Raw genomic sequence first — 15,542 nt, forward strand, 5'->3', positions numbered from 1 at the left:
ACTCATCATCTCTAAATGGCATTGAGCTGTCCCTTGATAGCCGTATCAAGATTTTGAATCCAACTATTATAGTTCGCGTGGATCGTGGGACCTTCGGCATCATATTTCAGATTGGTACTTTCCTTGTACGCAATATTGTAGGACGTTGTGGTGTACGTAATATCGACTGCTGCCATATGGGAACGATTGTATAGAGTGGCAAGAATATGACCAGGCTTTATGACATTCATTGACCAGGCAGGTCTTGTCGAAGTTGCCGCTCCAAGGATGGCTTGCGTGACTTCTTGCAACGTTGCCTCCTTGCCTGATCCTGGATTGATGCCAGAATCTGTGACATTCATTAGTGGAGCCGTTCGACAGCCTTGGATAAATACAATCGCGATAAGTAATAAGCAGACACGAAGCATCGACACGTTCATGGGCATTTCCTCCTTGAATGTAAGTTTCAAAACGTATGACCTCTGCTTTTAATTTGAACCCGACTTGCACTTTAATTGACTTTTACTCCTAAAAATAGCCTCAATTTCTACGAGCAGGTCCTTCCTACACATTTCACCCTCTAAATATAAGACTGGCTGCTCCTTTCCGAAATGTTCTTCCAGAGTCTCTCGTACAATCTTCGTATCTTTGATATTCCGGACATAAACCTTGAGCAAATCTAACATGAAATCCTGGCCGAACTCTTTTTCGAGTTCTTTATTTGCATGATCTACGAGCCCCTGAATATTCAGAATGGCTTCGACTGTTTGCTCTCGTGGATCATCAATATGCTGTGTGGCATGTCCCACAATACTCGCTGTTCCTGACACAAAAAAATATAAAGTGTTTTGCATCGTGAATAACGTTCCACGAGCAAATGAAGGACTCCGGGGTCCATAGAGTTTTGGGTAGTGGTAGGCACTGATCTGCCGTGGATTTTCAACATGCGTACTAGGTATTTTTCCTGCAACAAAATACACTTGAAATAGATTACCGTAAGTGCCTATCGCACTTGCCGCCGGCAATATTGCTTGAAACTCCTCTCTATGCTCTGAGAATGCTTGATGACGACCCACACAAAAACGCTGATATCGCTCTTGCTTATTTTCTTCCGCATTAATCAACGGAAAGTAATTCCACATCCTAGCGAGATGAATATACCCCATGTTGGTGATCGAACGAAGAATGTTCTGGTAGACAGTCAAAGTCGTTTGCTCAAGAGAGACGTGAGGCTTCTGAGACACTTCGATAGAGCCAAGTAAGATGTCATCATCAAACGCGAAAGCGACATCTTTTTCACGACAAATGGAGACGGGATGAGGACTTGTCCACATTTCCACTAATTGGCCATGACCTCGTTGGGGCAGATCAATGGCCATCGTCAGTCCCTCGTCACGATCCAACTCTTTTAAGTTTTTCCCATAATCCACGAGCGCTAAAACGTGACCGGAGTGATCCGAAAGAATTCTCGATAGCTGAGCGGGATGAATGTATTGAATCAATGAACAACCTTTTGACGAACAGAGTCAGAGTACGAGAATGAACTTCGTCTTAACTATGAAAAGAACCTTCAACATGCGAACGACGTATCAAATAAGTGTTCAAATTGCCTTTTAAATCGAATAATAAGGAGACATAGTACAGCCCCTTGAACGCAAGTATAGGAAATCGAGTAGGAGTTGTACCAAAAATATCTCCTGCTAATATCGACAAAATCGCCTCTTTCATTCGAAAAATATTCCGTGGAGCCATAAAAAGATTTCGAAACGCCGGCTGTGTGAATCGGAAGATGAACCAAGAATATGTGGAAAGTCCATGTCGTACCGTCTGTTCAAATTTCTGTCTTATCCGTTCAACATCCGAACTTTTCTTCAAGACTGAATCAACAACGTCTGACCCAAGAAGGGCGCTATTCAAAGCAAGGTGCACACCGCTTGAAAACACTGGATCAACAAACGCAAAGGCATCTCCCAACAAAATAAAACGATCCCCAATCATCCGATCCGACCAATAAGAATAATTACCGGTTCCTACGGCTGGCATGACCATTTGAGCCTCCCGCATTCGTTCTGCCATGGGTGAACATTGTCGGATCGTGTGCCATAAAAATTCATCGGTCGTTCCTGAACGTGCTTTTATATAGGCAGACGTGCAGACCATCCCAACACTCGTGACTCCATTCTTAAAAGGAATAATCCAAAACCACCCATGCTCAAACCAGCAAATGGTGATGTTTCCCTCATTATGGCCTTCATGACGTTGAACGCCATTAAAATGACTAAAAATAGCCGCACTATTGTGTTTCGTATTCTTGCGTTTGAGTTGAAGCTTGGAGGACAAAAACGTCTGTCGACCTGTTGCATCAACCACAAATCGAGTTCGCCAGCTGACATCTTGGTTTTGCTGATTCGTGGCGGTAATACTCACAAATTCATTATTGTCGAAATTGACATCTGTCGCGGATACGTTTTGATGCACGTTCACACCTCGCCTAACTGCATTCTGTACGAGGATCGAATCAAACTCGGCCCGTTGAACTTGAAAGGCATACGGATACTGTTTGTCCATAGCCTCAGAAAAATACAAGGTCTGGGCATTGTCATGTAGATGAGAAATCAACTCCGCGCCGTTTTTTTTGAGTCCAATCTCTTCAACCTGCTGAAGAACTCCTAATCGTTTTAAAAACGGTAACGTATGTGGGAGAAGTGATTCGCCTATATGAAACCGTGGATGGGTCGCCTTTTCTAAAACTTCAACATGCCAGCCTTTTTCTGCAAGTAAAGCAGAAACGGCAGACCCTGCTGGACCTGCCCCTAACACAACCACATCACATTCTGTTACGACGTTTCTCATGATTCTTACTCTATTCCTATTTATTTACTGAAGTATAACTTTACCTATTGTCGCAAGAACAATCTCTAATCATAGAAGAAACATTGCCAAAGGTGAAGGTATTTTGATTTGAATAAGTAAAGCAAGCCGCTAAAACTCTTGAGTTTAAAATTCTCTCTCGATAAGAGTCCAATGCGTCAGACTGGACTTAGACATCGTCGGATAGCTCCATCTACAACGAAGGCATATAAGTGACAATCGCTAGGATAGAAATATTTTTAGACCGAGCCAAGATTTTTATGTTGAAACCCAAACAAATATTTTTGACAGTTATTTTCGAGGAGATTCTCGAAAGTTAATGCAAATAACTAAACAAGCAGTTTTAACAGAACGGAAGCAGTGGCCTGAATTGATGATGTGCATCTGCACACCGCAATTAAACTTAAATGATTTCACCATGGAACGACCCTATGTTAACCTGAGCAATCAATCTAGCAGTCATCACAGCAAGGATCTGGGTGCTCTTAAAGATTCAAATCATACAAGGTAGCATTCTTGATGCTGATGCCCAAGTTATCGTGAATGCCGCAAACAGCTATGGGCTGATGGGCGGCGGGGTTGCTGGCGTGATCCGGCAGGCGGCGGGGCCATCAGTCGAACAAGAAGCCATGCAACAGGCCCCCATCCCTGTCGGAAGAGCGGTCCTCACTTCCGGAGGAAAGACCCCATTTCCAGGAATTATTCATGCTCCAACGATGTCCGAACCAGCCATGTCCATCCCGGCTGAGAATGTCAGTCAAGCCACTCGAGCGGCCATTCAATTCGCTGATTGCCAGGGGTGGACTTCTGTGGCTCTCCCAGGCATGGGCACCGGGGTCGGTGGAGTTTCACACACCGACGCGGCTGAACACATGATGAATGAAATTCTCTCGTATCCGTCGCACACGTTAGAAAACGTCATACTCATTGATGTTGATCCAGCTATGGTTCAAGCATGGCAGGATCGAGTATCATAACTTGAGGACCGACAATCGCCTGCTCATGAGTCAACATTCCAACAACGAATGAGAACACTCAAAAGACAAGGCATCTTTGATGATCGTCCTCAAGACAGGGCATACTTTTTGAACATTCTCTTCAATTGTCATCAGAGAAGGATGCCCTGGACATCAGAGTGAACTATACAACAGTTGTGTGAAGAAAATATCCTCTTTAACCGATAATCTGACAAATTAACCATGAGTTTAGAAGACGATTTCTGCGACATCATCAAAAAATCCCGACATGGGCAAAGCCTGTCGTTAGCCACAGTGGCCCAAGAAAGTCATCTTCCTCAGAATGATCTGGAAGCACTTGAAAAAGGCTCTCGACTTCCCAGCAGCGATGAAGTCAACGTACTGTCACAGGTACTTCACCTTCGTACTCAACCATTAACCAGTATTGTTATTGATGGATGGACGCCAAAAGCCGCTCCTTCTTGGATTGCTCAAGATGGACTTGTCACGACTGTTTTGGGGGATATTGGCGGATATGAGGTGAAGGGGTACTTACTGTCTGACCTCATCACGCGAGAATCATTGATGATTGATACGGGCTATAATGCAAAACAAATGCTTGAAACGCTTCAGGTTCATCAGCTGAATCTCAAAGGCGTGTGTTTGACACATGGGCATACCGATCATGCAGGAGGCCTTGATGAAATTCTGGAACGATGGCCGGTTCCCGTCTATTTAGGAAAGGAGGACGTTGAGCTTCTACCCTGGACACCTCCTCAGCATCTCCTCACGTTTCTCCAAAATAGGCAGAAAATTTCGATTGGATCTCGAACACTTGAATGCCTCGCAACACCTGGTCACACACCAGGAGGTTTTTGCTTTCGTCTCAACAATAACGGGCAGTCTCTCTGTTTTGTTGGTGATACTCTATTTGCAGGATCGGTCGGTCGGTCAAACCCATTCACGCTCTATCCAAACCATTTACTCTCTGTTCGAAATATTGTCCTGACCCTTGAGAACGATACCGTCCTCTTGCCTGGTCATGGGCCATCGACAACGGTCCAAGAAGAACAGAATCATAATCCGTTCGCGTAACTCTCATTCCATGCTAACCAACCCATTGCGGGTTTGTCAGGAACTCGATAACTGTGGACGAGAACAAGCCTCACCCTCATGAGCCGGAAGAAAATCCTTATCAGTCCTTGTTATCTCAACCAGGCAAGAACGCTGATGATAATGAACAGGAAAACTCTGGCCTTTCGGAAACAGAACATCCCCTCAGCTCTCAATCCTCCCAGGAATGGCCTGAGACAATCTCTTCGTATCCTGAGTCCACTTCCAGTACATTCTCGACATGGTTCCTTCCGATTGTCCTTTTTGTGTTAACGATATTCACGACACTCTGGGCTGGTGCACTGCACCTCAACACCAAGCCAGCAAGCGGAGCGTGGGACTTCCTGGTTAACTATCCGGGCTCGCTCGTCCGCGGATTACCATTTGCCGGTACACTTCTGGGAATTTTAGTGACCCATGAATTAGGACATTATGTCCTTTCACGTATTCATCGAGTACCTGCCTCTCTTCCCTTGTTCATTCCTGGTCCACCTCATTTCATCGGAACCTTTGGAGCCGTCATTCGTATGAAATCTCCAATTATGCGAAAACGTGCGTTGTTTGACATTGGCGTGGCCGGTCCAATCACCGGCTTTATCGCTGCCGTGTTCGCGTTGATTATCGGTCTATCGCTTTCTGAGGTGGTCCCTCGCTATCAAACATTTGGACTCCAGTTGGGTGAGCCTTTATTCTTACAGTTCATCGCATGGATTATTTTCGGCCCCATTCCAGAAACCCACGACATTGTCCTACATCCCATCGGTTTTGCAGCATGGTTCGGTTTTTTCGTAACAGCGTTGAATCTGATTCCCATAGGACAACTTGATGGAGGTCATGTCGCTTTTGCCGTCTTTGGTCAACGACAACGCACATTGGCACTCATTGCCGTTCCAATTTTAGTGTTCCTCGGATTAATCGGCTGGCCAGGCTGGATATTATGGGCCTGCTTGGCAGGTCTTGTCGGACTTTCGCATCCTCCAGTTGTGGACCCACGAATGACATTGGGAAAGAAACGCATATGGGTGGCTTGGTTCGCCTTAGTTATTTTTGTGCTGTCTTTTTCCCCTGTTCCTTTCTATTTTTGATATTGATATTCCTATACGGTCCATCGCGACACCTCTCCTCATTCAACAACCGCCCACGAATCTGAACAATTTTTCGTTCGAAAAACATTCAGGCCATGGTATAGTACGGACTGCTTCATTCTCTGGAAGATCGAACGATGCAGAAACACGACCCACATCTTGAGTCCTATATCAAAAGTTCCCGATCGCAGTATGAAGACCTTCTCGCACAGATGGTCGAAATTCCTTCCATTAGTTCTGACCCTGCGCATACCGCCGATATTCGAAAAATGGGGACGGCGGCAACACGTATTCTAAAAAACTTTGGAGCCGAAGCCACAATGGTCGAAACGTCCGGCTATCCTGCTGTGTCCGGCGGGTGGTTTGTCGGGAACCATTACCCCACCGTCACGATTTATAATCATTTGGATGTGCAGCCGGCAGATGAACCTGAATGGCGACAAGACCCATTTTCCTTTCAGAAAGAGTCTGATCGCTATCATGGACGAGGCACAACTGATGATAAGGGACCGGCTCTCACAACGCTTTTTGCTGCGCGATATGCGATTGAAGAAAAACTTCATCTCAATATCCGTTTTTTGTGGGAATTAGAGGAAGAGATTGGAAGCCCGAACTTTGCTGAAGTGTTGCGCCAACAAGCCCTTGTCCCCCGGTCAGACTCCGTATTGGTTTCCGACACCATCTGGGTTGCCAAGCAGCGACCCGCCATTCCCTGTGGTCTCCGTGGCCTGCTTTCAGCACGCCTGACCTTACAAACCGGCAGTACCGATGTGCATTCCGGATTAACAGGGGGAGGAGCTCGTAACCCTCTCGCTGAATTATGCGAAGTGGCCAACGCCTGCGTCGATGCTAAATCAGGAGACGTGAAAATCCCAGGATTTTATGACAAGGCCGTGAAACCGACTCAGGAAGAACTGAAAGAGTTTCTCGCTTCAGGATTTCAAGTTAATCGATTTAAACAAGCCTATCAATTACACTCGCTTCGCACAGACAATCGAACAGAGCTGCTAAAGCGAATTTGGGCAGCTCCAACGTTTGAAATTCACGGGTTAACGGGCGGACATGCTGGCCCAGGCGTCAAGACCGTTGTGCCAGCTTCTGGAGAGCTTAAAGTGAGTATGCGTCTCGTTCCCAATCAACGTCCAGATAAAATTCTTACACTCCTGAGGCGTCATGTGAAAAACATTAATCCAAACGTCCGAGTGATCAGCGATGGGAAATTAGAACCTTTTCGAGGTCTCTCGACCGGACCGTATGCTGAGGCTCTCCTTCGCTCGGTACAAGCGGGATTCGGAAAGGTTCCAGTCATGGTGCGAGAAGGCGGGTCAATTGGTGCGATTGATCATCTTGACCGAACGTGGAATGTGCCAATTCTATTCATGGGATTAAGCCTACCCGAACATGGATACCACGCTCCGAATGAATATTTTGATTGGGGACAGGCCTCAGGTGGGATACGAACGTTCGTCCAGTACTTTCGGGAGCTTTCCCAGATGGGACGTCAATCGGCCATGAAGAAAAAACCTAAGCGATCTGCACGTTAATCGGTCAACTCAGCTGATAAAAACCAGTATATATAAAACGAGAAGAAGCGCAGACTCAGATACCCCCTGCCGGCACACCACAACACCATCCAGGACATTCCGTTCGTTCCCTCTTCTACATCGAAATTTCAGAAGGAGAACAACGTTCAATGTTGCTTGCCTTTCAGCACTTCCAAGTAGGCAAGTCAGCAGCAGATTAACAATATCGGGAACGAACTTATCGTACAGACTTTGACTTGCTTTTGATCTTTGGTTTTCTGGGGGACTTAATCTTGCTTTGCGGCTTAGTAGGCTTAGGCGGAAGCTTGTAACTCGGCTTGGGCTTCAATTTCTGGGTTGACGGAGCATTTTTATTGCGAACCATAACCTTGATGGGAGTACCGATAAATCCAAAGGCTTCTCGAAGAGCATTCTCAAGATATCGCTGATACGTGGTATTCACATCCCCGGAATGACGCACAAAGAGTGCAAATGTTGGCGGTCTAGTCGCGACTTGCGTGATATAGACAGACTTTACTGGATTTCCAGCCCGAAGGGGTAGGGGATTTTTCTCCAAGGTACGTTGCAAGAACTGATTGAGCTGTCCCGTTGGAATTCGCTTTACGAACTCAGACATGACCTTATTAACTTTACGAAACACCTGTGAAATGGTATCTGGGTTCAAGGCTGATGCGAACACCACTGGGACAAAACCAAAAAATGGAAATCGCCGCTGTAATTCTCGCTCATAGGTTATTTGGGCTTCTGGGTCCTGAATCCGCAAGTCCCACTTATTCACCATGAGCACACATCCACGACCCTGTCGTTGAATCAAGCCCGCAATCTTCGTGTCTTGTTCAGTGACACCCTCCACGCCATCCAACAACAGAATGGCCACATCAGAACGCCCGAGTGCACGCATCGCACGGACCACACTATATCCCTCGACGCCTCGATCTATGCGGCCACGCCGTCGGATTCCTGCCGTATCGGTCAAAATATATGAAGATCCTTGAAACGAGACCTCTGTATCAACAGGGTCTCTAGTCGTACCCGGTTGATTACTCACAACCAACCTGTCTTCACCTAGAATCAAATTCACTAACGTGGACTTGCCAACATTCGGTCGGCCCACGACCGCAACCTTCGGAGTATTTTGAGAACTCTCTTCTTCATGCCCTTTAGGTAAATACGGGAGCATGGCCTCAAGTAATTCATCTACCCCAATCCCATGTTCTGCTGAAATTGGAAAGACTTCCGTCAGGCCAAGTTTATAAAAATCTGCAAGTAGAGATTCGGATTGAGGTGTATCAATCTTATTCACAGCCCAAAATACTGGTTTTGGAATACCTCGAACCAATGAGACAATTTCTTCGTCAAGCGGGGTTAACCCACTTCGTCCGTCCATTGCCAAAATCAAGAAATCTGCTTCAGCAATGGCCATTTCAGATTGCTGTTTTATTTGCGACAACATGCCTTCTGAAGCTGAGGGATCCAATCCTCCAGTATCGATAAGCTGGAATACCCGCCCTTGATAGGCACAAGGAGCAGAATTACGGTCGCGCGTCACTCCAGGCCGATCATCGACAATGGCTTTTTTTGAACCGACAATTCGATTAAATAACGTCGACTTCCCGACATTGGGGCGTCCAATGATGGCCACTTGAGGCAATGGCATGCCAGACGATTCCACAATTCCAGGCAGTGGAAGGCTTTCACTCTTTGATGCCCTTTTCTTTTTACGCTGTGAAGACGTAGAGTAAAACTTTCTCATAACCTTCTACCCTATTAACTCAAGGACACCTCTCATTTGCAACACGATAAACCGACACTATCACGACAGGTTTGTCGGAACAATCACTTGCGCGAAAGGCAATCATCTCATAGCTGGCAATCTCCAGGTGCTTCACCTTGACTGGCATCACCATCACGATGAGTATGGAAATGCTCATCTCTCATTTTTTCCTCACCTTTCGAGAAATTTAGAGTGAAAAGGAAGGGAGCAATGCGGAAGCGAGAGGCAAATTATTGGAGAGGTATGGCAGGAGGTCACCTAACTATGCAAATGCTTCATGGCCGCGGCACACAGGATAATAAAGACGCCCATCCATAGCGTTCCACGTTGGAATGGGACAGGCTCATACACCATTTCTTCTTTTTCCTCAGACGTTTCTTCTCCTGTCGGCTCATTTTTAAAGATCACGGTATAAAGAAAAATCGTTAATACACCAAGGACTAAGCTGAGTTTGATAAAAAAGATTGTCAAATATTTGGCATTATGCGATATACCATCTCCAGTCATAAGCTCCATGGCTTTACTTACATAATGGAGATTGAGCCCGCCCGTGAACAATGCCACTACGAGAATGACGCCGACCACTCGCTTATACTGCAAATAAAATGTTTCGGTGATCGGTCGAATATATTCTTTCGGCACAGACGTTCGCAGACCTGGCGTCACGGCCATCACCAAAAACGCCAGCCCACCTATCCAAACAACGGCTGAAAGTAAATGCAGCCAATGCACAAGGATAGGAATAACTTGGTTAAGGTCTGTAAAGACCGCTTGAAGAGCTTCCATGAGAGCTATGTTCGGGATTAATAACGAATCAAAGTTTTATTAGCTGACACGCTTGCCTAACACAGATCAATACCGTGGTCGGAATTTGAGGATCTGGTACAACGCAGGATGGTTGTCAATCAATTCAGAACTTAAATACCGGGGTTTCGTTCCCAAACCGTTTTTTTCGAAGTTCTTCCATGAGTTCAACAGTGACGACTGAAAGATCTCGTTCGGCTGCTTGACGTTCAACACCCTTCTTGACCATGGCACGTAAAAAGTACGGGATTCGATTCAGTCGAGTTTCTGCAGCCTCGTCCCACACAACAGACGTTGTTTCTGGAACATTAAAGGCGACTTCAACTTTCTCTCCGCCTTTAGGTGTATAAAGGCACCATTCATCTTCATCAAGCCAATCACCATGATCAACATAGGGCCTGGCACGGCACCCACCACAAATTTCACTGTACTCACAGTCACCGCACTTGCCTTTGAGGTGAGGATAGCGGAACGAATCAAAAATATCTGAGCGTTCCCATAAGTCCACAAAGCTCTTCTCACGAACATTTCCAGCAGAAAGCGGCATATAGGGACATGGCGTCAAATCCCCATTCGGTGTAACTCTCGCATAATTCGTCCCGGCCAGACAGCCTCCCCCCATATATCCCTGAGCTTTGGTTATGGGTGAATTAGGATCTTTTTCATAGGCCAACCGCTTAAAGTGTGGCGCACATCGAGCCCGGACTAGCATATCGTTATACTTGTCTTGGCAGTCAACCAGGTAACCAAGGACTTCTTCATATTGAGATGGCGTGATATCTGAAAGTTCCTCGCCGCGTCCGGTACAGACCATAAAGAAGACATTGAGCACCTTGGCTCCGAGATCGTGAGCCCAATCAATGACCTCAGGTAATTCCTGATAATTCATAGGTTGAGCGCTAAAATGAATCTGAAATTGAAGTCCATTCCTCTTACAGGCTTCAATGCCAGCTAATGCGCCCTCCCAGGCTTTGGCTAAGCCGCGAAACGCATTGTGCTTTTCAGGATCAAGCGAATCAATACTGATCCCCACACCCATTACACCTATTTCGACCAACTCTTTAGCCATCCGGTCGTCAATTAGCATCCCATTCGTCCCAAACACCACCATAAATCCTAACTGGACTGCATGTCTGGCAATATCTAAGATGTCAGGACGGACTAACGGTTCACCACCGGTGATGACTAAAAGACAGCCGCGATTCACTTCGGCGATTTGATCGATGAGCCGATAGCATTCTTCAGTCGTCAGCTCATCGTTGCCGCCGCCCAACTTCGTTGTTGCGTCAAGATAACAATGATCACATTTTAAATTGCATCGCTTGGTGAGATTGAGCGCGACGAGATAAGGCTTGAAGTCATCAACCGTTCGACCATCATATGGGTTGTCTGGCCCACCAACAGCGACTGGGGAATCAAACCGTGTGACATTTGAAGGAAATGCCGCTTGATCCGCAATCATGCCTTGAGAATTAAGAACTGGAAGAGACTTACCCATGCTGGCCAGCTCCTGACGGAGCTTCAGATTTCTCTCCTGAACCAGTCAAGTTTGCAATGATATCTTTAACATTTCCAGTCTTCATGGCTTCTTCCATCGTATGCTTAGCCTGTTCAATGCCTTCATTGGCAACATCGATAGTGATGACTGTTGTCCCCAGCTTTTCAGCATGCTTAATAATCAGAGCTCGCGTGCAGTCTCGCATGAAACCAGCTGGAGCTCGCTCTAAACGCTCAGTTGCTGCCGGCTCCCACGTGTAGGGAGAGGAATCTGAATCTTGACCCTCGGTTCCATTTGGCTTCATAGTGGGCTCCCCATTTGAAGGTGCCTTATTGGCAAAAATTGGTGTGTAGTCTTCTTCAGCAGCCTCTTGGATTGTCGGTGATGCATATTCTAAGGTAATTGTCGTCATACCCAATTTTCTTGCTGACTTTTCAATTCTCGCTTTGGCTCGCCTCCGTTGAAATCCAGCCGGGACGGCACGTATCGCTTCCTTAGCGTCTTTGGTCCACTGCATCGGGACATCATCATACGCAAGGTGGGTTTCAAGTTCACCTTCTGCTTTTGCCGCTGCATCAAAGATGGCTTTATCAACCTCTTTAAATTGAGCCCCGTCTGCTGCACAAACCGGACACTTCACCGGAGGAGGATCACCTTTGCCAATATAACCGCAACCATTACACACATAATAGGCACGCGACATTCTATCGAGGTATGACTGATTAGCCTCACTCACACCAGGGTTGATCGGTTGAGGCTTTTCCTCCACGATTTGATTCATCATACCACTGAGCGAAGAACCCATTAAATCATTAGCCACTGAATCATCAGCCTGCATCTTATCCCGGTCAATTCCTGCTGCATCAAGGTTGCCTCCCAGCGCCCTCATAGCATCCATGGCACCCTTAGGAAGGATATCTCCAATGGCGGCATCAATAACGGAATCACTAATAATTGTATGCCCTTTTTCAATGGCATAACGATGAATAGCGGTCTTGGCAACACCTCGAGCAAAGACGGGAATTTTCTCCATCCGCTTTAAGGCTTCTTCGGTCCAGGCAATAGTGTACTCAGCTTGCGTATCAATCGGTGGCACAAATTTTTGGTTAGAGATTAGCACGTTACATGGGGCGGCTCGGAGAAGATTCTCAGCATTGCTCCCAATGTCCATATCATCATCACTATGCACGCCGATGCGCCCGACGATGAGTAACCACGGTTGTTCTTTTCGAACATATTGAATGACCTTTTCAAAGGCCTTGCCATCTAGAAGCGTCGTTTTGATATCTGCGCCTTCATCTTGCGCAACATCACGAGACACATCAAGATGGGACTGGTAAATTTTGGCCAATCCACTATCAATGACTTCTTCGTGTAACTTTTCCTGCTCCTTGAACCGAAAGACCTTTCCGGCTTCTTCATTCAAAACACCGGAAATACTGTGGAAGGCGGCATAGTGAAAGTATGGATCAAAGGCGGAAATTGCTTCGACTGGCTTATTTAACGCTTTGCCAAGAGCTAAAGCCGTTTTCAGACCGCCAAAGGAATAATGGCTTCCGTCGACCGCAACTACAATCTTGCCATCTTCTGCGTCTTTGAGATCTTTGATGATCAACATATCGGAGTTTCGAACACGACGTACAACCCGTTCGGTATTGCTTCCTACAACCGAATCTTTGACAGCTCCAACTCCCAGTGCACCCATGATGGTCAAATCATAACCGTTCGTGCCGATGTCTTCGGCTAACACTTTCCAATTTCGGCCTTCGAGTGATCGACGCTCTAATGGAATATTGGCTTCTGTGCACTGTTGATCAACATAATCCAGATATGAGTCCGTGATAATTTGCAGACCGCGAGTAATGAGTGAGTCGTGGATTTGGCGCTGACGGTCAAGTTCTTTTTCATCATGATATTCTTCTGGAAGTCCTGCTTCCATTTGCTTAAAACGTTTATCATGCATTTTGGCAGCATAGACATGGCTTCCAACAATCTTGGAGCCAAATGTCTTCGCTAACTTCACACCCAAATCCACCGCTTTATTCGAATGGTCTGAATTATCAACCGGAATGTATATTGTTTTGTACATCTAAACAGCCTCCTTAAAACTTCTCTCACCACCAGCTAGTGCGCACAGAATAACAAACCCCTGAAGCCTAGAAATGAGAGAGATCTAGGCCCTGTTGCCACAGGGGTTTATAGAGATGACGCGTGATCTTAACACTCGATATTTAGCTAATGCAACTCAATGATAAAGCTGAAAAAGCTCTTTTATGACCTTGGGTTTTCTACCAATCTCATTTCTAAAACAGGTAATCCGTCCATACATAGTAAACCCTAGTTGCGTACGAAGCTGACAATTTTAAACATGTCAAAAAGTTTACGACAGCTTTGACTTATCGACATGGCTTTTCATTCAATGGACTATAGTGCCTTCGATTCTTACATAATGTTAACGCGAACTTCTTCTTCAATTCACAGCTATTGTTCATGGCATGTCCACTGGATAATCATGTACGATATGCCAAAAAATACTTTTACTTCCCTGTGTTTATAACATATATAATAAATTTGTCATTGACATATAGGGGTGTACTTTTATTAAAGTGCAAGTCTTGCCCGCCGTTTATCCATCATAACAGGGACCTTAGTAATGTGAACCTTTAGACAGGTCCATATTGTCCCTCAACAGAATAGAGGATACTATTTAATGAGACGATCCAACTATCTCTTTACGTCAGAGTCCGTGACCGAAGGACACCCAGACAAAATTGCCGATCAGATATCTGATGGGATCTTAGATGCCATTATTAAAAAAGACAAAAATTGTCGAGTGGCCTGCGAAACTATTCTGACGACTGGACTGGCCTTTGTCGCCGGAGAAATCTCAACAAAAGCCTATGTTGAAATACCTGACATCATAAGGGAAACCATTAGAGGGGTCGGCTACTCAGATGCCACATGGGGATTTGACCATCGAACCTGTTCAGTCTTAACAGCCATTGATGCCCAATCTGGAGACATCGCCATGGGAGTTGACACTGGAGGCGCTGGAGACCAGGGCCTGATGTTTGGCTACGCTTCTAACGAAACGGCCGAACTCATGCCCATGCCCATTGTCCTTGCCCATAGACTGACTCGACGTCTGGCAGAAGTTCGCAAGAAAAATATTTTACCCTGGGTCAGACCTGACGGCAAAGCCCAAGTAACCGTCGAGTATAAAAATGGAAAACCTGTGAGGATTGATACGATTGTTGTCTCGACCCAGCATAGTGATTCTGTGACTTCGAAAAAAATTGAAAAAGATCTCATGGACAAGGTCATCAACCCCGTGATGCCCAAGAAACTCTATAATCCCAAGACTGTGACCTTTCATATCAATCCAACCGGGCGATTCGTCACCGGTGGCCCCATGGGCGATACAGGACTGACAGGAAGAAAAATCATTGTGGATACCTACGGAGGTGTGGGCAGCCACGGCGGGGGAGCGTTTTCCGGTAAAGACCCCAGTAAAGTTGACCGATCAGCCTCGTATATGGCTCGATATATTGCCAAAAATATTATCGCGGCCAAGCTCGCGGACAAATGTGAAGTGCAGCTGGCATATGCCATTGGCGTCCCAAACCCCGTTTCGGTACTCGTTGATACAAAAGGGACCGAAAAAGCTGCAGTGGAACGAATTGAAAAACTCGTCCGCAAACATTTCCCCTTAAATCCTCGAGGCATTATCGAGCACCTCAAATTACGTCGTCCTATCTACAAACAAACAGCGGCGTATGGTCATTTTGGCCGTAATGAACCAGGATTCACATGGGAAAAAACGGATAAAGCCGCACTACTTCGGCGTGAAGCAGGAATTTAACTATAAGAACTTTAAGAAGATCAGCGAGACAGACAAATAGACATTGTGCATTAACC

General features: G+C 46.0%; 12 protein-coding genes. 5 read left to right on the plus strand and 7 right to left on the minus strand.

Annotated features, from left to right (window positions below; translation table 11 throughout):
- Positions 1-11 precede the first annotated feature (11 nt).
- Genes ACWQXP_RS14520 through ACWQXP_RS14530 form a run of 3 tightly spaced genes read right to left on the minus strand, consistent with a single transcriptional unit; the run spans position 12 to position 2,832 of the window.
- Positions 12-419: a hypothetical protein gene (locus tag ACWQXP_RS14520; protein ID WP_454063602.1), complete on the minus strand. Its 408-nt coding sequence runs from the start codon at positions 417-419 to the stop codon at positions 12-14.
- A gap of 48 nt (positions 420-467) precedes the next feature.
- Positions 468-1,481: a chorismate transformation enzyme, FkbO/Hyg5 family gene (locus tag ACWQXP_RS14525; protein ID WP_454063603.1), complete on the minus strand. Its 1,014-nt coding sequence runs from the start codon at positions 1,479-1,481 to the stop codon at positions 468-470.
- Between the two features lie 49 nt (positions 1,482-1,530).
- A complete protein-coding gene (locus tag ACWQXP_RS14530) occupies positions 1,531-2,832 on the minus strand; it encodes an NAD(P)/FAD-dependent oxidoreductase (RefSeq protein WP_454063604.1) in 1,302 nt (433 codons plus the stop codon).
- A gap of 497 nt (positions 2,833-3,329) precedes the next feature.
- Here ACWQXP_RS14530 and ACWQXP_RS14535 point away from each other — a divergent pair, with 497 nt between their 5' ends.
- The 4 genes from ACWQXP_RS14535 (at position 3,330) to ACWQXP_RS14550 (ending at position 7,548) form a co-directional block, all read left to right on the plus strand.
- Complete coding sequence (locus tag ACWQXP_RS14535) at positions 3,330-3,827, plus strand: macro domain-containing protein (RefSeq protein ID WP_454063605.1); 498 nt, start codon at positions 3,330-3,332, stop codon at positions 3,825-3,827.
- A gap of 222 nt (positions 3,828-4,049) precedes the next feature.
- A complete protein-coding gene (locus ACWQXP_RS14540) occupies positions 4,050-4,901 on the plus strand; it encodes an MBL fold metallo-hydrolase (RefSeq protein WP_454063606.1) in 852 nt (283 codons plus the stop codon).
- Positions 4,902-4,954: 53 nt separating this feature from the next.
- Positions 4,955-6,004, plus strand: coding sequence for a site-2 protease family protein (locus ACWQXP_RS14545; RefSeq protein ID WP_454063607.1), 1,050 nt, complete (start codon positions 4,955-4,957; stop codon positions 6,002-6,004).
- Between the two features lie 137 nt (positions 6,005-6,141).
- Complete coding sequence (locus ACWQXP_RS14550; RefSeq protein ID WP_454063608.1) at positions 6,142-7,548, plus strand: M20/M25/M40 family metallo-hydrolase; 1,407 nt, start codon at positions 6,142-6,144, stop codon at positions 7,546-7,548.
- 217 nt (positions 7,549-7,765) lie between these two features.
- Here the strand turns inward: ACWQXP_RS14550 and der are convergent, their stop codons facing one another.
- The 4 genes from der to ACWQXP_RS14570 form a co-directional block, all read right to left on the minus strand.
- Entirely contained in the window at positions 7,766-9,205 is a 1,440-nt protein-coding gene (gene der / locus ACWQXP_RS14555) for a ribosome biogenesis GTPase Der (RefSeq protein ID WP_454063609.1), read from the minus strand.
- 375 nt (positions 9,206-9,580) lie between these two features.
- A complete protein-coding gene (locus ACWQXP_RS14560) occupies positions 9,581-10,108 on the minus strand; it encodes a hypothetical protein (protein WP_447970063.1) in 528 nt (175 codons plus the stop codon).
- A gap of 124 nt (positions 10,109-10,232) precedes the next feature.
- The gene (locus ACWQXP_RS14565; protein WP_454063610.1) at positions 10,233-11,624 is read right to left on the minus strand and encodes a radical SAM protein; all 1,392 of its coding nucleotides are present in this window, start codon (positions 11,622-11,624) and stop codon (positions 10,233-10,235) included.
- On the minus strand, positions 11,617-13,713 hold the full coding sequence (locus tag ACWQXP_RS14570; RefSeq protein ID WP_454063611.1) for a universal stress protein: 2,097 nt from the start codon (positions 13,711-13,713) through the stop codon (positions 11,617-11,619). The genes ACWQXP_RS14565 and ACWQXP_RS14570 overlap by 8 nt, the downstream gene beginning before the upstream one ends.
- Positions 13,714-14,334: 621 nt before the next feature.
- Between ACWQXP_RS14570 and metK the strand changes: the two genes are divergently transcribed.
- Positions 14,335-15,486 carry a methionine adenosyltransferase gene (gene metK / locus ACWQXP_RS14575; RefSeq protein ID WP_454063612.1) on the plus strand — a complete coding sequence of 384 codons (1,152 nt, stop codon included), beginning with the start codon at positions 14,335-14,337 and terminating at the stop codon, positions 15,484-15,486.
- Positions 15,487-15,542: the final 56 nt, after the last annotated feature.

The organism is Candidatus Nitrospira salsa, from assembly GCF_965152625.1.